Source organism: Pseudarthrobacter sp. NPDC059871, assembly GCF_042731175.1.
In the GTDB taxonomy this organism is placed as follows: domain Bacteria; phylum Actinomycetota; class Actinomycetes; order Actinomycetales; family Micrococcaceae; genus Arthrobacter.
In genome coordinates this window covers 1-24429 of record NZ_JBHWJV010000009.1, presented here as the reverse complement: position 1 = coordinate 24429, position 24429 = coordinate 1, and the positions used below count along the sequence as shown (strand labels likewise).

General features: G+C 64.8%; 20 protein-coding genes, 1 tRNA gene and 1 rRNA gene. 8 read left to right on the top strand and 14 right to left on the bottom strand.

The window, feature by feature from the left end; translation table 11 throughout:
- Positions 1 to 204: 204 nt before the first annotated feature.
- On the top strand, positions 205 to 1758 hold the full coding sequence (locus ACFV4R_RS12975) for an APC family permease (RefSeq protein ID WP_377202856.1): 1554 nt from the start codon (positions 205 to 207) through the stop codon (positions 1756 to 1758).
- Positions 1759 to 1837: 79 nt separating this feature from the next.
- Here ACFV4R_RS12975 and ACFV4R_RS12970 read toward each other — a convergent pair whose 3' ends face one another.
- From ACFV4R_RS12970 to ACFV4R_RS12945, 6 genes are all read right to left on the bottom strand, one after another.
- On the bottom strand, positions 1838 to 2389 hold the full coding sequence (locus tag ACFV4R_RS12970; RefSeq protein ID WP_377202855.1) for a hypothetical protein: 552 nt from the start codon (positions 2387 to 2389) through the stop codon (positions 1838 to 1840).
- 273 nt (positions 2390 to 2662) lie between these two features.
- Entirely contained in the window at positions 2663 to 2965 is a 303-nt protein-coding gene (locus ACFV4R_RS12965; RefSeq protein WP_056078542.1) for a DUF4193 domain-containing protein, read from the bottom strand.
- Between the two features lie 104 nt (positions 2966 to 3069).
- Positions 3070 to 3261, bottom strand: a complete 192-nt coding sequence (locus tag ACFV4R_RS12960; protein WP_377202854.1) for a hypothetical protein — start codon at positions 3259 to 3261, stop codon at positions 3070 to 3072.
- A 92-nt stretch (positions 3262 to 3353) separates the two neighbouring features.
- Positions 3354 to 4382, bottom strand: a complete 1029-nt coding sequence (locus ACFV4R_RS12955; protein WP_377203009.1) for a LacI family DNA-binding transcriptional regulator — start codon at positions 4380 to 4382, stop codon at positions 3354 to 3356.
- 39 nt (positions 4383 to 4421) lie between these two features.
- Entirely contained in the window at positions 4422 to 5942 is a 1521-nt protein-coding gene (araA, locus tag ACFV4R_RS12950; protein ID WP_377202853.1) for an L-arabinose isomerase, read from the bottom strand.
- A 35-nt stretch (positions 5943 to 5977) separates the two neighbouring features.
- Positions 5978 to 6694 (bottom strand): L-ribulose-5-phosphate 4-epimerase, encoded by a 717-nt coding sequence (locus tag ACFV4R_RS12945; protein ID WP_377202852.1) that lies wholly within the window; start codon positions 6692 to 6694, stop codon positions 5978 to 5980.
- Between the two features lie 319 nt (positions 6695 to 7013).
- Here ACFV4R_RS12945 and chvE point away from each other — a divergent pair, with 319 nt between their 5' ends.
- From chvE to mmsB, 3 genes are all read left to right on the top strand, one after another.
- A complete protein-coding gene (chvE, locus tag ACFV4R_RS12940) occupies positions 7014 to 8144 on the top strand; it encodes a multiple monosaccharide ABC transporter substrate-binding protein (protein ID WP_377202851.1) in 1131 nt (376 codons plus the stop codon).
- Positions 8145 to 8253: 109 nt separating this feature from the next.
- Positions 8254 to 9783 (top strand): multiple monosaccharide ABC transporter ATP-binding protein, encoded by a 1530-nt coding sequence (gene mmsA, locus ACFV4R_RS12935; protein WP_377202850.1) that lies wholly within the window; start codon positions 8254 to 8256, stop codon positions 9781 to 9783.
- Positions 9784 to 9787: 4 nt separating this feature from the next.
- The gene (gene mmsB / locus ACFV4R_RS12930; RefSeq protein WP_377202849.1) at positions 9788 to 11068 is read left to right on the top strand and encodes a multiple monosaccharide ABC transporter permease; all 1281 of its coding nucleotides are present in this window, start codon (positions 9788 to 9790) and stop codon (positions 11066 to 11068) included.
- An 88-nt stretch (positions 11069 to 11156) separates the two neighbouring features.
- Here mmsB and ACFV4R_RS12925 read toward each other — a convergent pair whose 3' ends face one another.
- From ACFV4R_RS12925 to ACFV4R_RS12905, 5 genes are all read right to left on the bottom strand, one after another.
- A complete protein-coding gene (locus tag ACFV4R_RS12925; RefSeq protein WP_377202848.1) occupies positions 11157 to 12422 on the bottom strand; it encodes an MFS transporter in 1266 nt (421 codons plus the stop codon).
- An 11-nt stretch (positions 12423 to 12433) separates the two neighbouring features.
- The gene (locus ACFV4R_RS12920; RefSeq protein WP_377202847.1) at positions 12434 to 14602 is read right to left on the bottom strand and encodes an elongation factor G-like protein EF-G2; all 2169 of its coding nucleotides are present in this window, start codon (positions 14600 to 14602) and stop codon (positions 12434 to 12436) included.
- 138 nt (positions 14603 to 14740) lie between these two features.
- A complete protein-coding gene (locus ACFV4R_RS12915; RefSeq protein ID WP_377202846.1) occupies positions 14741 to 15163 on the bottom strand; it encodes a ChaB family protein in 423 nt (140 codons plus the stop codon).
- A gap of 116 nt (positions 15164 to 15279) precedes the next feature.
- Positions 15280 to 15356: transfer RNA gene (locus ACFV4R_RS12910), tRNA-Thr, on the bottom strand.
- A gap of 188 nt (positions 15357 to 15544) precedes the next feature.
- Entirely contained in the window at positions 15545 to 16420 is an 876-nt protein-coding gene (locus ACFV4R_RS12905; protein ID WP_377202845.1) for a DsbA family protein, read from the bottom strand.
- Positions 16421 to 16599: 179 nt separating this feature from the next.
- Between ACFV4R_RS12905 and ACFV4R_RS12900 the strand changes: the two genes are divergently transcribed.
- The 4 genes from ACFV4R_RS12900 to ACFV4R_RS12885 all read left to right on the top strand — a co-directional run bounded on the left by ACFV4R_RS12900 (position 16600) and on the right by ACFV4R_RS12885 (position 21761).
- Positions 16600 to 18102, top strand: coding sequence for a trehalose-6-phosphate synthase (locus ACFV4R_RS12900; protein ID WP_377202844.1), 1503 nt, complete (start codon positions 16600 to 16602; stop codon positions 18100 to 18102).
- Positions 18092 to 18922 (top strand): trehalose-phosphatase, encoded by an 831-nt coding sequence (gene otsB, locus ACFV4R_RS12895; protein WP_377202843.1) that lies wholly within the window; start codon positions 18092 to 18094, stop codon positions 18920 to 18922. The genes ACFV4R_RS12900 and otsB overlap by 11 nt, the downstream gene beginning before the upstream one ends.
- 218 nt (positions 18923 to 19140) lie before the next feature.
- A complete protein-coding gene (locus ACFV4R_RS12890; RefSeq protein ID WP_377202842.1) occupies positions 19141 to 20223 on the top strand; it encodes an ABC transporter ATP-binding protein in 1083 nt (360 codons plus the stop codon).
- A 119-nt stretch (positions 20224 to 20342) separates the two neighbouring features.
- Positions 20343 to 21761: a DUF4032 domain-containing protein gene (locus tag ACFV4R_RS12885; protein WP_045732827.1), complete on the top strand. Its 1419-nt coding sequence runs from the start codon at positions 20343 to 20345 to the stop codon at positions 21759 to 21761.
- 3 nt (positions 21762 to 21764) lie between these two features.
- On the opposite strand, the gene ACFV4R_RS12880 is transcribed toward ACFV4R_RS12885, so the two are convergent.
- The 3 genes from ACFV4R_RS12880 to rrf all read right to left on the bottom strand — a co-directional run.
- Positions 21765 to 23135, bottom strand: a complete 1371-nt coding sequence (locus ACFV4R_RS12880; protein WP_377202841.1) for an FAD-binding oxidoreductase — start codon at positions 23133 to 23135, stop codon at positions 21765 to 21767.
- Positions 23136 to 23197: 62 nt separating this feature from the next.
- Positions 23198 to 23689, bottom strand: a complete 492-nt coding sequence (locus tag ACFV4R_RS12875) for a hypothetical protein (RefSeq protein WP_377202840.1) — start codon at positions 23687 to 23689, stop codon at positions 23198 to 23200.
- Positions 23690 to 24335: 646 nt separating this feature from the next.
- Positions 24336 to 24429: ribosomal RNA gene (gene rrf / locus ACFV4R_RS12870) — 5S ribosomal RNA — on the bottom strand; the annotation flags it as partial.

Here is a 24429-nt window from a genome sequence, read left to right as displayed (position 1 = left end):
GTCCAGTAACTTCGAAACTATCAGCGCCCGCGCCACCCGGCATGGGTCGGAGCAGATATTTCTCAGTGAGCTTACTAATTTTGCTGCGCAGTCATAAACGAACGTGATTCATATTTACTCTTGCGCGACGGCCGTCACACCTCCATACTAAATGAACGCCATTCATATAGTGACCCCGGTCATAAGCTTCCAGAAAGCGGTGCCATGACAGAAGCACTCCGCACCAGCTCCACCACCGCGCGGGGCCAGCAATTGCCCGGCAGCGGCGACATTACCGCCAAGGGCCTGAAAGGCGGGCAACTGGGGCTCCTCGCCGTCGTCGTCCTGGGAATTTCCACGATTGCCCCCGCCTACACCCTGACCAGCGCACTGGGACCCACCGTCAATGAAGCCGGACTCCAGCTGCCCGTGATTTTCCTGATCGGTTTCATTCCCATGATCCTGGTCTCGCTGGCCTACCGGGAACTCAACGCCGATTCACCGGACAGCGGCACCACCTTTACCTGGGTCAGCAAAGCGTTCGGCCCCTGGGTCGGCTGGATGGGCGGATGGGGGCTCCTGGCGGCCAACATCATAGTGCTGTCCAACCTCGCCGGCGTCGCCGTCGATTTCTTCTACCTCTTCCTGTCCCAGCTCACGGGCTCACCGGAACTGGCGGACCTGGCCGACAACAAGGCCCTGAACGTCCTGACCTGCCTGGTGTTCGTCGCCCTCGCCGTCTGGGTCAGCTACCGCGGCCTGCACACCACCAAGGTGGTGCAGTACGGCCTGGTGGGATTCCAGCTGCTGGTGCTTGGCCTGTTCGTCGCGATGGCCTTCGCCAACTGGTCCACCTCGGAGACCGCCATCCCCTTCAGCTGGGAATGGTTCGACGTCACCAGGATAGAGACCTTCGGCCAGGTGGCCGCTGGAATATCCCTCTCCATCTTCGTGTACTGGGGCTGGGACGTCTGCCTCACCGTGAACGAGGAAACAGCCAACGGCAAGAAAACGGCCGGCGTGGCCGGCACCCTGACGGCCGTCATTGTCCTGGCCATCTACCTGCTGGTGAGCATCGCCACCATGATGTTCGCCGGCGTCGGCGATACCGGCAACGGGCTTAACAACGCAGAGAATCACGAGAACATCTTCACCGCGCTGGCCTCCCCCATCATGGGCCCCTTCGCCATCCTGATGTCCCTCGCAGTGCTCTCCAGCTCGGCCGCGTCCCTGCAGTCCACGTTCATGTCCCCGTCCCGCAGCCTCCTGGCGATGGCCCACTATGGGGCCCTTCCTGAACCCTTCAGCCGGGTCAGCCGGAAATTCGCGACGCCGGGCTTCGCCACCATCGCTGCCGGCGTCATGTCCGCGGGGTTCTACGCCGTGATGCATGTGGTCAGCGAGAACGTCCTCAATGACACCATCCTGGCCCTGGGCCTGATGATCTGCTTCTACTACGGACTGACGGCCCTCGCCTGCGCCTGGTACTTCCGGCACAGCCTCTTCACCAGCGTCCGCCATTTCGTGTTGCGGCTGCTGTGCCCGGTGCTGGGCGGCGTGGGCCTGTTCGTCGTGTTCTTCCAGACCGCCGTAGACAGCCTGGCACCCGAGTTCGGCAGCGGTTCCGAGATCTTCGGTGTGGGACTGGTGTTCATCCTCGGCGTCGGCATCCTGGCGCTCGGCGCGGTGTTCATGCTGATCATGGCCCGGGTACGCCCAGCCTTCTTCCGCGGCGAAACGCTCCGGAAAGACACCCCGGCACTGGTGGTCCCGGAGTAAAGACGACTGCACAGTACAGAAAAGGTGCCGTTCCCGACAACGCGGGGACGGCACCTTTCCTGTTTGACGACGGCGGCTGTCACCAGAAGTGCGCCACATCCACCACCAGCCGGGAGCCTGAGCCCGGCCCGTCCAGCGTGAAGACACGGAACGGAAGACGGGCGCGGACGCCTACGCCGAGCGTGCTCTGGCCCTCAAAGCTTCCTGCCCAGACCACCTGGCGGAAGGTCTGGTAACCGGAGACGTTGGCGAGCTCCACCTGGTCGGCGGGGGTGTACGTTGGCGTGTAGTCCACGTCGTAGGCCGGCGCCCGGACAACCACCTGCAGGCGGGCGCCGCCCCGGACATCGACCGGTTTGCCGGAACCGTCCTGTGTAATTTGCCCGACGTAGCGGACGGAGTAGCCGGGAGCCGGGCCGCTGCCCAGGTCAACCACCAGCCGGTCGAAGCAGTAGTGCTGTCCGGTGCGGACATTGGTGACGGGCGCGCCGCTCATCGAGCCGTCCGTCTTCATTAACGAGCCCCATGCGAGCCCGCAATACGAGGTGGTTGCCGAGGCAGGCCCCGGAACCAGCAATCCCAGTCCAACGGCCACAAGGATGGCCGTGAACCAGATGGAGAGTTTTTTCATTGTGGTGCCACCCAAGGAAGGAGCGATTGGATAGCTCCAGATTAGGACGGCAGGAACGGTGAAACGAGGCCTGTGGCCGCTTCGGGGCGCAACCGTTAACCAGCCGCCCGCCGCATTAAGGCCGCATAAAACAGGGGCCGATTCGGGGCCTCTCTTAACCCGTTCGGCACCGTTCCTGCACCTGCCCGTTACCGCCTATAACGGTTGCCCGCGGCGTACAAAAAAGCGCCGGTCACCCCCGTGGGGCAGCCGGCGCTGAAACCTGGTTGAAGCTCAGCCTTCGCAGTCACGGCAGTACTTGAGGCCGTTCTTTTCGAGGGCAACCTGGGACCGGTGGCGGACCAGGAAGCACGAGGAGCACGTGAATTCGTCGGACTGCTCCGGAACCACAACAACTGTCAGTTCCTCGTTGGAGAGGTCGGCGCCGGGCAGGTCAATGCCTTCAGCGGTGTCATTCTCTTCGAGATCGATGACGGCGGTCTGCGCGTTGCCGCCGCGGGACGCCTGGAGGGCCTCAAGCGAGTCAGCGGGAGACTCTTCCTCCTGCTTGCGTGGAGCATCGTAATCGGTAGCCATAGCGTGTTCACTTTCGTTGCTGCACAGCGCCATTTCAGGCACCTCAGTGCAGCAGTTTAGGGCATGACCCCGTTACAGGCGCAATAGTGTCTTCAACCGGTCAGTCAGCCGGCGCCGGCAGCCGATTCATCGTGCCGTGCGCGGGCGTGGTCGGCGCCCACTGCCACGCCGCTCAGGGCAGGAAGCCAGCCCCAGCGGGATGCCTCGGCCATGGCGTCAGCGGCCTGTTCGGGTGAGGTGAAGGCGAAGGCGGCGGTAAACCACTGGCGGAACCTGCCGGGAATGCTCTCTGTCATTCCTGAAACATAGGTGCCGGATGTTGTGTGCGCGTTTCCCCGGCATCTCTGCCGGGTTAAATCCGGAACTGCCGTGGGCCTCGGGTTGGCCCTCAGCCGGGCCGCGCCGTACTGGCGCGCAGGACAAGTTCCGGTTCCACCACCAGTGTCCGGGGACCCGGCGTGCCGCCGAGCTCCGCGAGCATCATGTCCATGCACCGGCGGCCGAGCTCTTCAAAGTCCTGCCGGATTACCGTCAAGGGCGGACAAAAGTAGCCAGCCTCCGGCTGGTCGTCGAAGCCCACCACGGATACGTCCTGCGGCACCCTGATGCCCGCCTCGTTCAGCGCCCGCAGGAGCCCGAGGGCCATCTGGTCGTTGCCCACAAAGAGGGCGGTGGCACGGGTATTGGCCGCCAGCTGCCGGCCAATGTTGTAGCCGCTGCCCGCGCTCCAGTCACCCTCGACAATCAGGTCCGCGGCGAGTCCCACGGCTTCCAGGGCGGCACGCCAACCATCGGCGCGGGCCACGGCATCTATCCAGTCCTGCGGCCCCGCGATATGCCCGATCCGCACATGCCCCTGCCCAATGAGGTGTTCCACGGCCAGCTCCGCCCCACGGCGCTGGTCCACTTTGACCCCGCCTACGGCGTCATTCCCGTTGGACCCAACGGCCACTACCGGCACTCCGATGGGCAGCTCTGCCAGTGCGGCCAGCGTCTCCAGGTGCGGAACAATCACCACGATTCCATCCACGGACTGGTCCAGGAAATGCCGGACGGCGTCCAGGATCGCGTCCCGGCTGACCTCCCGCAGCGCAGCCACACTGACGAAGTATCCTGCGTCCCGCGCCGCGCGCTCCACCCCCAACATGGTGTTGGCGGGGCCGTACTGCGAGAGCTCACTGCCCAAAACACCGATGGTCTGTGAACGCCGGGTAACCAGGCTCCGCGCGGCGGTGTTGCGGCGGTAGCCGAGTGCCGCAATCGCCGCTTCCACCTTTGCCCGGGTCCCGGGGCTGACGCTCGGATGGTTGTTGACCACCCGTGACACGGTCTGGTGCGAGACCCCGGCCAGTTCCGCCACGTCCTCGAGCCTGGGCAACCGGCGTGGCCTGCTGTCCGTCACCGGGTCCGTGTCCATGGCAGCCACCGGGGCCGGCACCTGAGCCGTGCCACCGGATCAGATCCCGCCGGCCAGTTTGTAGTAGGCGGCGTTCCAGTTCAGGTCCTTCTTGAACTGGCGGATGGTGGTGTCCTCGTCGATGGTGAGCAGTTCAGTCTTGGCGATCTCGGCGAAGTCCTCGAACACGTCCATGCCCACCTGGGTGGACAGCACCGTGTGGTGCGCCGCGCCGGCGGTGAGCCAGGCGGCGGCGGACGTGGCGAAGTCCGGCTTGGGCTCCCAGAGCGCGCGGGCCACCGGCAGGTTGGGCAGCGGCTGGTCCAGCGGGACCACGTCCACGGCGTTGGCCACCAGCCGGAAACGGTCCCGCATGTCGGACAGGGCGACGACGACGCCCGGGGAGGCATCGGCGTCGAAGACCAGCCGTACGGGGTCTTCCTTGCCTCCGATGCCGAGCGGGTGGATTTCCAGCCGCGGTTTGGAGGCAGTCAGTGAGGGGCAGACCTCGAGCATGTGCGCGCCGAGGATCTTCTCCGCACCGGGTTCCAGGTGGTAGGTGTAGTCCTCCATTAGGGACGCGCCGCCGGGCAGGTCCCCGCCCATCACCTTCGCGGCGCGGACCAGGATGGCCGTTTTCCAGTCGCCCTCGGCGCCGAAGCCGTAGCCGGCAGCCATCAGCCGCTGCACAGCCAGGCCCGGGAGCTGGCGCAAGGCGCCGAGGTCCTCGAAGGAGGTGGTGAACGCGGCGGAGCCGTTGGCTTCCAGGAAGGACCGCAGCCCGAGTTCGATCCGGGCGCCGTACCGCAGCGAGTCGTGCCGGGCCGCGCCTGCGCGAAGCTCGGGCACCACCTCGTAAAGGTCCTCGTACTCGGCCACCAGGGCGTCGACGTCGGACTCTGCAGCGCCGTGCACGGCATCGGCGAGCTCGTTGACGGACCAGGTGTTGACCGCGACGCCGAATCGCAGCTCCGCTTCGGTCTTGTCACCTTCGGTGACGGCAACGTTGCGCATGTTGTCGCCAAAGCGGGTCAGCTTCAGAGTCCGGACGGCGGCCCAGCCCGCGGCAGCGCGCTGCCACGAACCCACCTGCCGCGCCACCTCGGGGTTGGAAACGTGCCCGACGACGGTCTTCCGGGCGATGCCCAGCCGGGACTGGATGTAGCCGAACTCGCGATCCCCGTGCGCGGCCTGGTTCAGGTTCATGAAATCAAAGTCGATATCCGCCCAGGGCAGGTCACGGTTGGCCTGCGTATGCAGGTGCAACAGCGGCTTGCGGAGCAGGTCCAGGCCCTGGATCCACATCTTGGCCGGGCTGAACGTGTGCATCCACGCCGTCACGCCGATGACCGAATCGTCCGAGTTGGCCTCCAGTGCGGTGCGGCGGATGGCATCGGAATCGGTCAGGACCGGCTTCCACACGATCCGCACCGGGACATCGGAGGAGGCGTTGAGCCTGTTGGCAATCTCCTGCGACTGGGCGGCCACCTGCTTGAGCACCTCCTCGCCGTACAAGTGCTGGCTGCCGGTGAGGAACCAGACCTCATAGCCGTCAAGGGAAGTGTTTGCTGCGGTGCTCATGGGTTCTCCTGGAATCTTCTTGGTGGCTACAGGCGTTATTGGCCGTAGACGTTCTGGTAGCGGGCGTACAGGGAGTCGATGTGGCCCTGGTCGATGGGGAGCGGGTCACCGAGCTGCCGGGCGATGTGCACCGTGCGGGCCACTTCCTCGCACATCACAGCAGCCTTCACCGCAGACCTGGCGTCCTTGCCGATGGTGAACGGGCCGTGGTTCTGCATGAGGACTGCCGGCGAATTGGAGTTTTTCAGCGTCTCCACGATGCCGTGGCCGATCGAGTCGTCACCGATCAGGGCGAACGGTCCCACCGGGATGGATCCGCCGAATTCGTCGCCCATCATGGTCAACACGCACGGAATGGCCTCGCCGCGGGCGGCCCAGGCGGTGGCGTAGGTGGAATGCGTGTGCACCACGCCGCCCACTTCAGGCATGTGCCGGTACACGTAGGCGTGCGCTGCCGTGTCCGACGAGGGCGACAACGGCGGATTGCCCCAATCGACAGTGCCTCCGGCGCCGAGATTGGTGCCGCGCACGGGGGTACCGTGCAGGTCAGTGACGATCATTTGCTCCGGGGTCAGGTCCTGGTAGGAGACGCCAGAGGGTTTGATGACCATAAAGTCCGTTCCGGGCACGCGGGCCGAGACGTTGCCGGCGGTCCACACCACCAGTTCATATCGAGTCAGTTCGGCATGCAGCGAGCACACTTCCTGCCGGACCCGGGCAATGGTCTCCAGGATTCCTGCGGCGGCGCTCATGCGGGGATCTCCACGGGAGCCCCGGAGCTGGAAGGGAACAACGAATCTGCCATGTGGTGCCTCCGCCCGGGAGGCAGGGCCTCATTACCGGGTTCTGTTGGGGGGTCGGGTAGTGCTAAGTGTTGCAGCAAGTGTGAACGCTAACAAAACAGAAGTCAATGAAGCCGAAGGGTTTTCAACTTTCCCGCATCGGCCCCTTGTTAGCGTTCACAAACGGGTCTATATTGAACCGACACATCAACAATGTGGCCAGGACCGGCAGCACGGGTGCTGCCTGATCCAACAACACTTCGTGGCAGTGCTGCCGCGGAAGGAGATAATGGTGAGAATCAAAAAACTGATGGGCGCGGTGGCCCTTGTCCTCGCCCTGACGGTGGGTGCTACCGGTTGCGGCTCCCGCGGCGGAACCAGCGAATCCAGCGGTGCTGCCGCCAACCCCAGTGATTCACTGGTTGGCATCTCGATGCCTACGCAGACCTCCGAACGCTGGATTGCAGATGGCGCCAACGTCGAAAAGTCCCTGAAGGACCTCGGCTACAAGACGGACCTCCAGTTTGCCAATGACGACATCCCCACCCAGGTGTCGCAGATCGAAAACATGCTGACCAAGGGCGCCAAGGCCCTGATCATTGCCGCCATTGACGGCACCACCCTGACCGACGTCCTGGCCAAGGCCAAGGAGCAGAACGTTAAGGTCATCGCGTACGACCGCCTTATCAACGGCACGCCCAACGTGGACTACTACACAACGTTCGACAACTACACCGTTGGTGTCCAGCAGGCTACCTCGCTGCTGACCGGCCTGGGCCTCGTCGATGCCAGCGGCAAGAAGGTGGACGGAAAGGGCCCCTTCAATATCGAGCTTTTCGCGGGCAGCCCCGACGACAACAACGCCAACTTCTTCTGGACCGGCGCCATGGACACCCTCAAGCCTTACCTGGATGCCGGCACCCTCAAGGTCCCCAGCGGCCAAACCAAGTTTGAGCAGGCAGCGATCCTCCGCTGGCAGGCGCCTGTTGCCCAGAAGCGCATGGAGGACATCATCACCTCCGCCTACAGCTCCGGCACCAAGCTGAACGGCGTACTGTCCCCGTATGACGGCCTCTCCATCGGCATCATCTCGGCCCTGACCAGCACCGGCGGTTACGCCAAGGGCAGCCTGCCCGTAGTCACCGGCCAGGACGCCGAAAAGGGTTCCGTAAAGTCCATCGTTGCCGGTGAGCAGTACTCCACCATCTTCAAGGACACGCGGCAGCTCGGCGCCCAGGCCGTCAAGATGGTCGACGCCGTCCTCAAGGGCCAGGAGCCGGAAACCAACGACACCAAGACCTACGACAACAAGGTCAAGGTGGTCCCCGCCTTCCTGCTGAAGTCCGTCATCATCACCAAGGACAACTACAAGAAGGAACTGATCGACTCGGGTTACTACACCGACGCCGACGTCAAGTAGCCAGCGTCCGGCGGCTGTGGCCGGACCCGGGGTCCGGCCACAGCTTCCTCCCGCAGCCTTCTGCAGCAGCAGGACGGCCAACCTTTCGACCAGTCAGTGGGAATTGACGATGAACACACCCATTCTTCAAATGCGAGGAATCACCAAGACGTTCCCGGGCGTGAAAGCGCTTCAGGACGTCACCCTGGACGTGAACCGTGGCGAGGTCCACGCCATCTGCGGTGAAAACGGAGCCGGTAAGTCAACGCTCATGAAAGTGTTGTCCGGCGTCTATCCTCACAACACCTTCGACGGGGAGATCCTCTTCGAAAACGAACCCTGCAACTTCTCCAGCATCTCGGACAGCGAGAAGCGCGGAATTGTCATCATCCACCAGGAACTGGCCTTAAGCCCGTTCCTGTCCATAGCGGAGAACATCTACCTGGGTAACGAACAGGCCACCAACGGCTGGGTGGACTGGCGCAAGACCAACCTCGAGGCAGCTAGGCTGCTGGCCCGTGTGGGCCTGGACGAGAATCCTGTGACCCCCGTGCAGCACATCAGCGTTGGCAAACAGCAACTGGTTGAAATCGCCAAGGCCCTCTCCAAGAAGGTGAAGCTGCTGATCCTTGACGAGCCCACCGCCGCTCTTAACGACGAGGATTCCGGCCATCTGCTGGACTTGATCCTCCATTTGAAGGGCCAGGGCGTCACCAGCATCATCATCAGCCACAAACTCAACGAGATCCGGAAAGTGGCTGACGCCGTCACCATCATCCGGGACGGTAAGACCATCGAAACCCTGCGGCTCGACGAAGGCCAGATCACCCAGGAACGGATTATCCGCGGCATGGTGGGCCGTGACCTGGAGAGCCTGTACCCGGAACGTGAGCCCAACATCGGCGAAGAGGTCCTGAGGATCGAGGACTGGTCCGTTCGCCACCCCCAGGATCACAGCCGCATGGTGGTCCGCAACGCAAGCCTGCACGTCAGGAAGGGCGAAGTGGTAGGGCTGGCGGGCCTCATGGGCGCCGGCCGCACCGAACTTGCCATGAGCGTCTTCGGCCGAACCTATGGAACCACCGTCTCCGGCAAGGTCTACAAATACGGCGAGGAAATCAACACCTCCACGGTGTCTGACGCCATCCGGCACGGCATCGCGTACGCCACCGAGGACCGGAAGCACTACGGCCTGAACCTCATCGAGGACATCAAACGGAACATCTCCCTGGCCGCACTGCGCAAGCTCGCCAAGCGCGGCTTCGTGGACAAGAACCAGGAGACCGTGGTGGCCAACGGCTACCGCAAGAGCATGAACATCAAGGCTCCCTCCGTGGCCGCCATCACCGGCAAGCTGTCCGGTGGAAACCAGCAGAAGGTAGTGCTGAGCAAATGGATGTTTTCCGACCCCGATGTGCTCATCCTCGATGAACCTACCCGCGGGATTGATGTCGGCGCCAAGTACGAGATCTACACGATCATTGCCAAACTCGCGGCCGAAGGAAAAGCAGTCATTGTGATTTCCTCAGAACTTCCCGAACTGCTGGGCATCTGCGACCGCATCTACACCCTCGCAGCCGGCCATATCACCGGCGAAGTGCCCATCGCAGAAGCGACCCAGGAAACCCTGATGCACTACATGACCAAAGAGAAGGAATAGCGAAATGTCCGCCCTACGAGAATCGCTCGGATTCCTCACAAGCCGCCTCCGCCAGGTTGGCATTTTCGTTGCCCTGATCCTGATCGTCCTGCTCTTCCAGGGGCTCACCGGCGGGATCCTGCTGCAACCCCAGAACGTCACCAACCTGGTGGTCCAGAACAGCTACATCCTCATCCTTGCCATCGGCATGGTGATGGTGATCATTGCCGGCCACATTGACCTTTCCGTCGGCTCGGTGGCCGGGTTCATCGGCGCCGTCGCAGGCGTCATGATCGTGCACTGGGGCTGGCCGTGGTGGGCCGCCATCCCCGCCTGCCTCCTGGTTGGCGCCTTGGTGGGCGCCTGGCAGGGATACTGGATCGCCTACGTGGGGATTCCGGCCTTCATCGTCACGCTGGCGGGCATGCTGATCTTCCGGGGACTGACCCTCATCACCCTGAGGAACCAGCAGATCACTCCCTTCCCCGCGGAGCTGCGGGCCCTCGGCGGAGGCTTCCTTCCGGATATCTCCGGGGGTACCTCCGTGCTGGAATGGCTCACCGTCATCCTGGGCGTCGGTGCCACCATTGCCCTGCTGATCCAGGCCCTCAAAGAGCGCAGGATCCGCCGGAAGTTCGATCTCGAGAGCGAACCCTTGGTCTGGTTCATCATCAAGACCGCGTTCACTGCGCTGCTCATGCTCATCATCACCTTCCTGCTGGCGTCCTACCGGGGCACGCCGATCGTCCTGGTGGTCCTGGCCGCACTGGTGATCGCCTACACCGCCCTCATGAACAACAGCGTCTTCGGGCGGCACACCTATGCCATCGGCGGGAACCTCCACGCGGCTGAGCTTTCCGGCATCAAGACGAAGGCCGTCACGTTCCGCCTCTTCGTGAACATGGGCGTTCTTGCCGCACTGGCCGGCCTCGTCTTCACTGCCCGCCTCAACTCGGCACAGCCGGCCGGCGGAACCGGCTTCGAACTCGACTCCATCGCCGCAGCATTCATTGGCGGCGCCGCTGTCACCGGCGGTATCGGAACCGTGGCCGGAGCAATGATCGGTGGCCTGATCATGGGCGTCCTGAACAACGGCATGTCCATCCTGGGCCTTGGCACCGACTACCAGCAGCTCATCAAGGGCCTGGTGCTGCTTGTCGCCGTCGGGTTCGACATCTTCAACAAGAACCGCAGCGGTGGCGGCGGCGGCATGGGAAAGCGCTTCAAACTGAAGACCAGTCCGCCGCCCGCAGACGAAAAGCCGGCTCCGGTTTCCAATGAAACCGTGAAGGCAGGCCTCCAGTAGCAACCGCTGCAAGCCTGTACGAAACGAAGGCCCCCGTTGACCTGGACCATGTCCAGGTCAACGGGGGCCTTCCCCTTGCGGCACCGGCTCACCCCGTCGATTCCTCAGGGGCAGCCAGTTCCGTGGCGGTGTCTGCCGGCGAGCGCTGGCGCCGGCTCATCAGGATGAAGGGTGCGGCCAGCAGCTGCACGGCCCCGCTCACGGCGAGGGAGGCCGGGTAGCCGTAAAGGTCAGCGGCCCGCCCCAGCGAGGGCTGGACCACAACTCCACCGCTGGAACCCATGAGGGAGTCGAAGCTGAGCACCGTTGCCCGCTGTTTGGAGGGGATCATGTCATTCAGGTACGCCTGGCGGACCGGGATACCTGCTGAACCCACCACCCCCCACAGCATGAGCAGCACCAGGGCCAGCCAGAACGTGGTGGTAAACAGGAGCGCTACGAGGATCAGTGCGCTGGCCACGTTGCTCACGATCAGCACCGTGGTCCGCCGGTGGAACAGTTTCCTGACCCGCGGCGCCATCCATCCGCCCACCACGTCAGCCCCGGCCACAATGGCGGCGGCAAGCCCGGCCACGGCGTAGGCGCGGGGATCCCCGAAGAGCTGCAGGAGGTAGGGCTGCAGGGCGTAGAACACGTAGATGCCCACGCCCTGCGTGAACGGGGCGGCCAGCATGATGTACCGGACGGGCGGGTGGCGGAGCCCGCCGTCCACGGAGGCCTTGAGGACGGCGCGGGTAGCGGCGAGCGGGCGGGCCGACCGCTCAGGGGTGAACCCGACGTCGTGCATGAGCAGGAAGGCCACAACGAACATGGCCAGCAGCACTGCTACCCGTAGCAGGAAGGGAACGCCCAGGTTGGTGGCCTGCGCGATGACGCCGCCGGCAACGGATCCCGCCAGCATCGCGATCCCGGTTACCATCTGGCCCCTGCCCAGCACGGTCTCGAGGGTGCCGTCGTAGCCGGAGTACTGCAGGGCATCCACCAGCCAGGCTTCCACCGCGCCGGAGAAGAAGGTGAATCCCAGGCCGAGCAGCACAGAGACGGCGGCCCACCACCAGAACGGCGCGGAGTACTGCCACAGCAGGTAGTAGAGGAAGGTGGAGCCGGCGAGGGTCACGGTTCCCAGGAGGAACGAAGCGCGGCGGCCCCAGCTGTCCGCCACCACCCCGGTGGGGACCTCGAACAGCACCATGCCTGCGGTGAAGAAAGCGTTGGCAGCGAAGGCTTCCAGGTTGCTCAGGCCGGCGTCGAGCAGGAACAGCGTGTTGATCCCCCAGATGAAGGACGCCGCAAGGGTGTTCCCGAGCGTCAGCACCAGGTAGACGCTCTGGATCTTGCGGGCGGCCGGATTCATCAGGGCCCGGTTCAGATGGGGCTGAAGCCGGGCGGCACGGGGTCGTGGCGCAGGTAGCTGCGGCTGAAACGGCCCGTACCGGCGGTGAGGGCACGGAGTTCGACGGCGTAGCGCAGCAGTTCCTGGTCCGGCACCTCCGCACTGATGTCAGTGAGTCCCCCGCCCGACGACGTCGTGCCGGTCAGCCGGCCCCGGCGGCCGGAGAGGTCGCTCATGACGGGTCCCACGTGCTCGTCCGCCACGGTGATGCTGACGGCCGAGACCGGTTCAAGCAGCTGGATCCGGCCTGCCGCGGCCGCCTCCCGCAGGGCCAGGGCGCCTGCAGCCTGGAATGCGGCGTCGGACGAATCGACGCTGTGGGCCTTGCCGCCCACCAGCCGCACGCGCACGTCCACCACGGGGAACCCGGCGGAAACACCTTTCTCCATCTGCGTACGGACTCCCTTCTCCACGGAAGGGATGAACGTCCCCGGGATGACCCCTCCCACCGTCTTGTCCACGAATTCGAAACCGCCGCCCCGGTCCAGTGGCTCCACTTCGATGTCGCACACGGCGTACTGCCCGTGTCCCCCGGATTGCTTGACGTGGCGTCCGTGCCCGATGGCCGGGCCCGCGAAGGTTTCCCGCAGCGGTGTCACCACGTCCACGGCGTGCAGCTTCACGCCCTGCTCACGGAGCCTGTCCATCACGACGTCGGCATGCGCCTCCCCCATGCACCACAGGACCAGCTGATGCGTTTCAGTGTTGCGTTCCACCCGCATGGTGGGGTCACCGGCGGCGATTTTCCCCAGGCTCCGGGCCAGGGCATCCTCGTCGCTGCGGGAATCGGCTTCCACGGCCACGGGAAGGAGCGGTTCGGGCATCTCCCAGGTGGCGAGCATGAGCGGATCGTCCCGGGTTGAGATGGTGTCACCGGTTTCGGCGCTCCCCAGCTTGGCCACGGCGCACAGGTCCCCCGCCACGCAGTACGGCACCGGCCGCAGGGTGGCACCCAGCGGCGAGTACAGGTGCGTGACGCGTTCGTCGGTGTCGTGGTCCTGGTGCCCCCGGTCCGCCAGGCCGTGCCCGCCAACGTGCACCGGTGAGTCCTCGCGCAGGGTTCCTGAGAACACGCGGACCAGGCAGATCCGGCCCAGGAATGGATCGTTGGAGGTTCGCACCACTTCGGCGGCCAGCGGCCCCGACGGGTCGCAGCCCAGGGACCGGCCGCGCCGGCCCTCGAGGTCTGTCGCCTCGGTAACGCCCGCCTCAGTGGGCGGTGGAAACGCGCGCACCAGCATGTCCAGCAGTTCCGACGTTCCCAGGCCGGTGACGGCGGATGTGGGGATGACGGGATGGAACGAACCACGGGCGACGGCGGTCTCCAGGTCTTCGATCAGCACGCGGGTGTCGATGTCCTCACCGGACAGGTAGCGCTCCATCAGGGATTCGTCTTCGCTTTCGGCGATGATGCCCTCGATGAGCTCTCCGCGGGCCTCGGCCGCAGCCGCCGTGTCATCGGCTGGTGCGTCCCGGGTGGAAGGGCTTTCCCCTGGGGTGTAGTCCGTGACAGTTCCGGACAGCAGTCCCAGCAGGCCGGAGTGTTCGCCGCCGGAACCGACCGGGACATAGAGCGGGAGGACGCCGTCGCCGAACGCCTTCCGGCACTCCGCGAGGGCGCCGTCGTAATCCGCCCTCGGGTGGTCCAGCCGGGTGATCACCACTGCGCGCGGGAGCCTCCGGTGCGCGCACTCGGCCCACAGCGCGGTGGTGGTGGCATCAATTCCGTCGACGGCTGAAACAACAAAAAGGGCGGCGTCCGCTGCGCGGAGGCCTGCCCGCATTTCCCCGATGAAGTCGGGGTAGCCGGGTGTGTCCAGCAGGTTGACCTTGGTTTCGTCCAGCAGGAGGGGCACCAGGGAGAGGGTGACGGACCGTTGCTGGTGGACCGCAGCGGGATCGGAGTCCCCTACAGTGGTCCCCTCGGCTATGGAGCCTTTGCGGGTGATCATGCCGTTGGCAGCAAGAAGTGCTTCAATCAGCAGGGTCTTGCCGGCCCCGGAGTGCCCGATCAGGGCGATGTTCCGGATGCCGGCCGGTTCCAGTGCCGCGATGCGGGCGGCAGAATCGGTTCGGCGTGGTTCGGTCCCATTCCGGCCACCTGCAGCCTTGGCCGTGTCTTTGGCACTCTTCACCGACATGGGAACCTCCTGGCGTCTTTGCCGTGCAACCCGTCCTAGCGTGTCCTCAAATTCGACACCCTGGGAGGCGTTAGGGCAAGGGCCCGGTCGGCGTTGCGGACAGGGACGCCGTCCGCCGTCCCTCCCTTGCCGGAGGAACTAGGATCTGGCCTTGCGGGTGGCGGCGTCGTTGGCTTTCTGCACTGCCTGGACCAACTGCTCCTTGTCCATCCTGGAGCGGCCCTTGACGTCCAGTTTCCGGGCCAGTTCGTAAAGATGTCCCTTCGAGGCGTTGGCATCCACGCCGCCCGCCGTGGGCGTGGAGGATCCGGCGCCCTTCTCTTCCGCCCGTTTGTCCGACGGCCCCTTCTTGTCCTTGGCTTCCCAGTGGTCGCCCACCTTCTCGTAGCTGTGCTTCAGGGATGCGTAGGCCGTCTGCGCTGCCCGGCGTTCGTCGTCGTAGGACTCGATGGCGGAGTCGTACGTCTTGGCGAAGGTGTCCTGGGCTTTCTGGTCGGAACGCTGCAGGGTCGAGGGAAGCTCGTCCTTGCGGGCATGGTGGTTCTTGCCGGTCTTGGGCATGGCAGCCATCCTCCATTCATCAGCAGGCTGATCATTCGGATGACATCAGCCTAACCCTGGAATGGCGGGGCGGAGAAAGTACCAGAAGGCGGAACCGGCGTCGTCCCGGGCATGATTGGAGCCCCCTGTCGGATTCGAACCGACGACCCCCGCTTTACAAGAGCGGTGCTCTGGCCAACTGAGCTAAGGAGGCGTGCCCTTGCGGGCGGCGCCTGACGGCGCCAGATAAGCGTAGCCCAAGTGCTGCCGGTGGTAAAAACGGCAGGCTCGCGGGCAATGAACCTAGGCACGCGGCCGGGGACGAAGCCAACCTCCGGCCCTTAATGCAGCCGGCCCGCTCCCGGAAATTCCGGAAGCGGGCCGACAGGAGGCTAGGGGGTCTTAGCCCTTCGCTGCAATGGCCGTCTGGATCTCGGCGTTGAGGTCGGAGCTGCCGTCCCACTGCTTGCCGTCCACGAAGATGGTGGGCGTACCGGTGATACCGATGTTGGATGCGAGCTGGGTGGAGTACTTGACGTACGGGCGGAACGTTTTGTCGTCAACACAGCTGTTGATGTCTGCACCGATGTCGCTGGCCAATGACTTGAGCTTGTCATCGGACAGGCCGGCACTGCCTTCAGCAGGCTGGTTGGCGAAGAGGGTGTCAACATATTCGGCGTACTTCTCCGGCGCCTTGTCTGCTACACACGCTGCCGCGTTGGCTGCGCGGGATGAATAGTTGGTGCTGGACTGGCGGTCAAGGAAGCCCAGCGGCCGGTATTCCAGGCTGATCTTACCTTCGTTGCGCAGGCCGGTGAGGGCCTCGTTGTAGGTGCTCTCGAACCGCTTGCAGACCGGGCAGATGAAGTCGATGTACGCCACGACTTTCACGGGCTGGCCGGCCTCGGCTTCCGCGCCCGGGGCAACGACGGGGTTCGGCTGCGTGTCCGGCTTGGCCGGCACCTTGGCCATGTCCACCGTTGCGGAGTCCGTTGATTTCACGCCGGTGTTGGCAACCAGCGTCACGCCGCCGTTGGCATTGCCGTTCGCGGGGACAGGTCCCTGGTCCGCAATGGGGGTGTTCTGCTTGATGCTGGTGGTGACCACCAGTCCCACGACCACCAGGATGGCGACCACAGCCGCCACAATGCCCCAGCCGATAAGAAGCTTGTTGCGCTTGTCCTTCTTCAGCTGGGCCTCGCGGATCTGGCGCGCTTTCTCCCGCGCCTCAGCGGTTCGCTCAGCTTTCGACTTACGTACTTCGTTTCCGGGGCTCATGTGTTCCTTGGGTCGGTCGACGTGGAGGGACCACTTCGTGGCACTTCCACCATTTTAGGGGAGAAACCTGAGAGCTTGCCTCTTCAACTATCCGCCCGGGTTGACCAACGGACGAATAGCACGGATGATTCCGCCCGGCTAGGGTGGCTTAGAGGCACAAGCAACCCCAGGGGGCCGCAATGCAAACACCCGTCCAGGAAAAACCTGCCACAGCAGAGCCGTCAGGAAAGGCCGCATCCGGCCACCGACAGGCCACGAAGTACGACTTCATGGTGGTCTCCAACAGGCTGCCCGTCGACCGCGTCTCCCCCGGAGACAGCGGTGACGACGGGTCCGGCTGGCGCCGCTCCCCGGGCGGCCTGGTGACCGCACTGGCTCCCATGATGACCAAGACCGACGGCGCCTGGGTGGGTTGGCACGGCGCTCCCGACGAGACGGTGAAGCCGTTCAGCCACGGCGGCATGGATCTGGTCCCGGTCCAGCTCAGCACCGACGACGTCGAGCTGTACTACGAGGGCTTCTCGAACGCGACGCTGTGGCCGCTGTACCACGACGTCATCGCGCCGCCCGAGTTCCACCGCACCTGGTGGGATTCCTACCGCAAGGTCAACCAAAGGTTCGCGGACGCCGTCGTGCACCACGCGGACCAGGGCGCCACCGTCTGGGTCCAGGACTACCAGCTGCAGCTTGTTCCGCGAATGCTCCGCCAGGCACGGCCGGACCTCCGCATCGGGTTCTTCAACCACATCCCGTTTCCCCCGCCCGAGATCTTCGCCCAGCTGCCCTGGCGGCACGCCATCATCGACGGACTGCTCGGCGCGGACCTGGTGGGCTTTCAGCGCGTCAGTGACGCCGGCAACTTCATGCGCTCGGCCCGGCGCTTCCTTGGCGCCAGCGTCAAGCAGCAGCAGGTGCACGTCAAGGGCCACGACGGCCAGATCACCCATATCGCCCGTGCGCAGGCGTTTCCCATCTCCATCGACGTCAAGCAGATCAGCGAACTTGCCGCCCGGCCGGACATCATCGAGCGGGCCCGGCAGATCCGCCAGGACCTGGGCAACCCGAAAACCATCCTCCTGGGCGTGGACCGGCTGGACTACACCAAGGGCATCCGGCACCGGCTGAAAGCCTTCGAGGAACTCCTGGCGGACGGCCGGCTGTCCGTGGGAGACGCGACCCTGATCCAGGTGGCCTCCCCCAGCCGGGAGCGGGTTGAGCAGTACCGCCTGCTCCGCGAGGAAGTTGAAGGCACCGTGGGCCACATCAACGGCACCTACGACACCATCCAGAACACCGCTGTCCGCTACCTGCACCACAGCTACCCGGTGGAGGAAATGGTGGCCCTGTACCTGGCGGCCGACGTCATGCTGGTCACCGCCCTCAGGGACGGCATGAACCTGGTGGCCAAGGAATACGTCACCGCGCGCAACAACAACGACGGCGCCCTGGTCCTGAGCGAATTCGCCGGCGCGGCTGACCAGCTCAAGCAGGCGCTGCTGATCAACCCCCACGACATCGCCGGCCTGAAGAACACCATCATGAACGCCGTCGAGATGACTCCGCGCGAAGCCGGTCGCCGCATGCGGGCCATGCGAAAGCAGATCCTGGAACACGATGTGGATCTTTGGTCGGCTGACTTCCTGCGGGCGCTGAACGAAAAGGTGGTCCGCGATGACTCCTGAACCAGGTACGGCAGCGCCGCTCGCCCTGACACCCGAGCTGAGGGAAGCCGTCCGGAGCATCGCCGCCACTGACCATCTGCTGGTGGCCATGGACTTCGACGGCACCATGGCACCGATCGTGCCGCATGCGGACGATGCACGGCCGCTTCCGCGCGCGGCCGCCGCCTTTGCCGGGCTGGCGGCCCTTCCGCGTACGACGACGGCACTCATCTCGGGGCGCGCCCTCGCCTCGCTGCGCAGCGTGGCCTCGCCACCGGCCGAGTCACTGCTCATTGGCAGCCACGGCGCGGAAGCCTGGCTGGGCCCGGGGTCTACAGGACTCGAACTGGACGAAGACCAGCGAACGCTGCTGGCCGAGGTCAGGGGCATCCTCGCCGAGATCGCCGGGGAAGCCCCCGGAACCATGCTTGAGGACAAGCCGGCAGGCGTAGTGCTGCACACGCGGCAGGCTGCGGACGACGTGGCCGAGGACGCCGTCGCCGCCGCACGCTCACTGCTGGAGGACCGCAAGGGCGTGTTCCTGAAGAACGGCAAGCGGGTCTTGGAAACTTCCGTGGTACACGCTTCCAAGGGCGAAGCCGTCACGTTCCTTCGCCAGGCGGCAGGAGCCACCGCCGTGCTGTTCGCGGGAGACGACACCACGGACGAAGACGCCTTCGCCCGCCTTGTCCCGGGGGATGTAGGGGTCAAGGTAGGCCTGGACTTCACCCAGGCGCAGTACCGGGTGGAGGCTCCGGTCCACGTGGCAGAGCTGCTTGAGGCGCTGCTTGCGGCGCGGAGCTCCGCTGTGGGCGAAGGGAACGAAAAGCCGGCCGGCTAACCGGCCGGCAACCCCCGGTGTGACGTTCGTAACATTTGCGATAAAAAGCGAAGGTTCTGCCATACTCTTTCTTGTGATGTGGCGCACAAGAACCGTGCGGCGTCACTCGATGCGCTCCGGCACTGCCGGAACGCATCATGCAACTCAAAACTGAACAAACATGAACCATTCACAACGGATCGTCCGGCACGTACCTGCCGGTGAAGGGATTGATAACTGTGGCTACAGTTACTTTTGATAACGCTACGCGTCTGTACCCGGGCACAGATAAGCCCGCCGTCGATAAACTCAACATCGACATCGCCGATGGCGAATTCCTGGTCCTCGTTGGACCCTCCGGTTGCGGTAAGTCCACCTCCCTGCGCATGCTCGCAGGCCTCGAGGACGTCAATGCAGGCCGCATCCTGATCGGTGACCGCGACGTCACCGATGTCCCCCCGAAGGACCGCGACATCGCAATGGTCTTCCAGAACTACGCCCTGTACCCGCACATGACTGTGGCAGACAACATGGGCTTCGCACTGAAGATCGCCGGCATCTCCAAGGAAGAGCGCGCAGAGCGTGTCCGCGAGGCCGCCAAGCTCCTTGACCTCGAGCAGTACCTGGACCGCAAGCCGAAGGCACTCTCCGGCGGCCAGCGCCAGCGTGTTGCCATGGGCCGCGCCATCGTGCGTAACCCGCAGGTCTTCCTCATGGATGAGCCGCTGTCCAACCTTGACGCCAAGCTGCGTGTCCAGACCCGCACGCAGATCGCCTCCCTGACCCGCCGCCTGGGCGTCACCACGGTTTACGTGACCCACGACCAGGTCGAGGCCATGACCATGGGTGACCGCGTTGCAGTCCTCAAGGACGGCCTGCTGCAGCAGGTGGACACCCCGCGCAACCTGTACGACCGCCCGAAGAACGTCTTCGTTGCCGGCTTCATCGGCTCCCCGGCCATGAACCTGCTGGAACTTCCCGTGGTCGACGGCGGTGTGCAGTTCGGTGGCACCGTCTACCCCGTGCCGCGCGACGTCCTCGAAGAGGCACACGGCTCCACGGTCACCGTTGGAAGCCGCCCCGAGGACCTGGAGACCGCTCCCCACGGTGAGGGCCTTAAGGTCGAGGTTGATGTCGTCGAAGAGCTCGGCGCCGACGCCTACGTCTACGGCCACACCACCCTCGACGGCAAGGACCACGACATCGTGGCACGCGTCGACGGTCGCCGTCCTCCGATGAAGGGCGAGTCCATCTACGTCCGTCCGCAGTCGGGCCACGTGCACCTGTTCGACACCAAGACCGGCCTGCGCCTGGGCGACTAGTCCCCACCGCAAACCGACGGCGGCCCGCACCTATTCGCAAAGGTGCGGGCCGCCGTCGGCCGTTAACTGTCCCGCGGAAGAATTAGCCGGGCACGCCCATGTACGGAAGAATTGAGTCCATGACCGAGGAACACAGCGCCCAGTGGCACGACGAACCCACCGACTACGGGCAGATCGGAAAGTTGCCGCGTTTCACCGCCGCCAGTGCCGATGACAACAAAGCTGCCTCGGTTGCAAGCTCACTGAACATCACGGCGGCTGCCGCTGACCCCGAGCTGTTGGACCTGCCGTGGCACATCGCGCTGGAGGACTGGCCGGCAGAGAACCTTGCCGCCCTCCCCCGGGGTATCTCGCGCCACATTGTGCGGTTTGCGCACCTCGGCGGATCGGTGATCGCCATCAAAGAAACCTCCGAGCATGTTGCGCGCCACGAGTACCACATGCTCCGGAAACTTGCCCGGCTGGATGTCCCCTGCGTTGAGCCCGTTGCGGTCATCACCGGCCGGACCACACTGGACGGCCGTCCGCTCAACCCTGTGCTGGTTACCCGGCACCTGAAGTTTTCGATGCCGTACCGTGCACTGTTCTCGCAGATGCTGCGCAAGGACACGCTGACGCGCCTCATTGATGCCCAGGCCCTGCTGCTGGTCAGGCTGCACCTCATTGGCTTCTACTGGGGTGACGTTTCGCTCTCCAACACCCTGTTCCGGCGCGACGCGGGAGCCTTTGCGGCCTACTTGGTGGACGCGGAGACGGGCGAGCTGTACCCGGACCTGTCCCTCGGCCAACGGGAATACGATCTCGAAATTGCCCGGGTCAATATCGCCGGCGAACTCATGGACTTGCTGGACGGCGGCCTGATCGAGGAGAAGGTGGACCCTGTGGCCACCAGCGAACTGATCATGGACAGCTACCGGCGGCTGTGGGCGGAGCTCACCGAAAAGGAATCCTTCGAACTCGGGGAACGCTGGCGGGTGGGCGCGCGTATCCGCAGGCTCAACGAACTCGGCTTCGACGTCGAGGAATATGCCATCAAGACAACGCAGAACGGTTCCACCATTCAGCTGCAGCCCAAGGTGGTTGACGCGGGGCACCATCAGCGCAGGCTCCTGCGGCTGACCGGCCTGGATGCGCAGGAGAACCAGGCCCGCCGCCTCCTGAACGACATGGATTCGTTCCGTGCGGACAATAACCCGGAGATGGATGAGGAGTACAGCGCACACCTTTGGGTGAGCCAGATCTTCGAACCGATCGTCCGGTCCATCCCGCGCGACCTGTCGGGAAAGCTGGAACCGGCAGAAGCGGTGCATGAAGTCCTGGAGCACCGCTGGTACATGTCGGAGAAGCAGGAACGCCACATCCCCCTGGCCGAGGCCGTCCAGTCGTACATCGACTCGATCCTCCGGCACCGCCGTGACGAGGCAGCCATCATGCTGAACCCGGACACCGAGCTCCTGAAGATCCTTGAGGTGGAAACCGAAGAATCCCGTTACGGCAGCGACGAGTCCGCTGACGAGTACCCGGATTCGGACGACTAGCCCCTAGATGGCCTTTCCGGGGTTCAGGATCCCGGCAGGGTCGAACAGGTCCTTGATCCGCCGCTGAATCTCGCGGACGGGTTCCGGCTGTTCCAAGCCGAGCCACCGCAGCTTGTACTGGCCCACCCCGTGTTCGCCGGTGATGGTCCCGCCCATGGAAAGCGCGGCGGTGATGGAGACATCCAGGGCACGCTGGAGCCGCTCCATTGCCGCGGGGTCAACGCCCGCACCCTGGCGATCTATCCAAAAGGTGGGGTGGAGGTTGCCGTCCCCTGCGTGGGCCACCACTTTCAGCTTGACCTGGTGTTCCGCTGCCATGGATTCCAGCGCGGCGACGTAATCGACCAGGCGCGAGCGGGGAACGGCCACGTCCTCGCCCACCCGGTACTCGTCATCAACTTCGGCGCCCCGGCTGTTCCGGCGCAGCTCCACCAGGCGCTCTGCTTCGGCGCTGGCTTCCGTCGTGACGGTGGCTCCACCGGCACGGAGCACCTCGCGCACCACCTCCGCTTCCGCGGCGGCACCAAAGCCGTCGGTCTGCACCAGCAGGAGCGAGCGTCCCCTGGCAGTAAGGTCTGAGCCGTGCAGCTCGTCCAGCTGCGCCAGCGTCCCGCCGTCGAGCAGTTCCATAATGGCTGGCTGGACCCGGGCCCTCCCCACCGCCAGGACGCCCGCAGCGGCCGCGCGGAAGCCGGGGTAGAACGCGGCGATGGTGTGAACGTCGCGGGGAAGGTATTTCAACCGAACGGTGATGCCTACAACGATGCCCAGGGTGCCTTCGGAACCGACGAACAGCCCGGTGAGGTCATAGCCGGCAACACCCTTGAAAGTCTGATGGCCAGTGTGGATCAGGGACCCGTCAGCGAGCACCACGTCCAAGGCGAGGACCGAGTCCCTGGTGACCCCATACTTGGCACAGCGCAGGCCACCCGCGTTGGTGGCTACGTTGCCGCCTATGGTTGAGCTGCGGAAGCTGGCCGGGTCAGGGGCGTACATCAGTCCGTGCGGGGCGACGGCGTCATTCAGGTCGGCGTTCACCACCCCGGGTTCCACGGTTGCCGTCTCATCGTCGGGACTGATGGACAGGATGCGGTCCATGCGTTCCAGGGAGAGGACAACGCTGTTCCGGGTGGCATGGGCACCGCCGGAGACTCCGGTCCCAGCACCACGAGGCACCACTGCAATGCCGGCATCCGCACAGGCCCGTATAACCGACTGCACGTCGGCCACAGACTCGGGGAACACCACGGCCAGCGGCAGTTGGAAGTCGGTAATCGGCGCCTGGTCCACTGCGTACCGGGGGAGATCCGCGTCCGCCGTGACAACCTGCCCGGCTCCGACGCTCTCCGTCAATGCGTCCACTACGTTTACCATCAAGCCTCCAGCCGCCGTTGCCCCCATGTCTTCTCCAGTCTAGGGGCGCTGCAGAACGCCGGTTACTCGGCTCCCATGAAGCGGGCAAAGCGTGCGAGGATGCCGGGCCAGTCGGAGGCGTACTGCGCACGGGTGGCGGCAGGATCCTCGGCGCCCTCCCACCCCTCGTGGAGAACCCGCACCTCGGTGCCAGCATCGACCGGTTGGAACACCACGCGAAGTTCCGTCGACCAGAGGGCCGTTGTACCAGGGTGCCACGTGGCGTGGAAGGAGAAAGGGGGCTGCCAGTCGTCCAGGGTTCCCCAGATGCTGGTCCGGCCGTCGTCTGCCGTTTCAAGGATCAGGTTCTCTTCGAACTCCACATAGGAGCCGGCCCCATAGATGCCGTGCTCCTCGAGAGGCCACCACAGGTGGGTGTGGTCGGTAAAGCCGGCGAACGCATGGGCCACCCCACCAGGAACCACAACCGAACTGACCACACCTTCCAAGACATCAGAAGGGGTTTCCCCGCTGATCGCGGACGGTTCCTGGCTGTGGCTGAAGAGGCTACTCATGCTGATCAACTTTACGCTGAACAGCCCGCTTCCTCACCGCCCTGTCCTCCCCCGCTGTGTTCCCCACTTCCTTGTTCTCCGCCTCCCCCGGTGACGCGCGCTCACTCGTGGCGGCTATCCTTCTGACGCGCGCTCACTCGTGGCGGCTATCCTTCTGACGCGCGCTCACTTGTGGCGGCTATCCTTCTGACGCGCGCTCACTTGTGGCGGCTATTCTTCTGACGCGGGCTCACTTGTGGTGGTTGCCCGGGTCGTTGTCGCGCTTTCAGGTGGGGTTCTTAGGAGCGGGTGTTGGGTGCCCGATGTGATGGGGCATCGGGGGTGGTTGTTCCCCGGTTTGAGCGGGGGGTGGGAACCGCCATAAGTGGGCGGGGGTTCGGGTGGGATCCGCCATAAGTGGGCGGGGGTCCGGGTGGGTCCCGCCATAAGTGAGCGGGGGTTCGGGTGGGTGCCGCCGCGAGTGAGCGCGGGTCCGGGCGGGGAACCGCCATAAGTGAGCGGGCGTCCTGGTGGGAACCACCACAAGTGAGCCCGGGTGTGGGGTGGGTGCCGGCGCGGGTGGGCGGGTGTGGGTTTGTGTGGTGGTGGGGGTTTTAAATGTGGGAGGCCCCAACCAGGTGCTGGTTGGGGCCTCGACCAATGTTTTGTCCGGCGGTGTCCTACTCTCCCACACCCTCCCGGGTGCAGTACCATCGGCGCTGTGGGTCTTAGCTTCCGGGTTCGGAATGGGACCGGGCGTT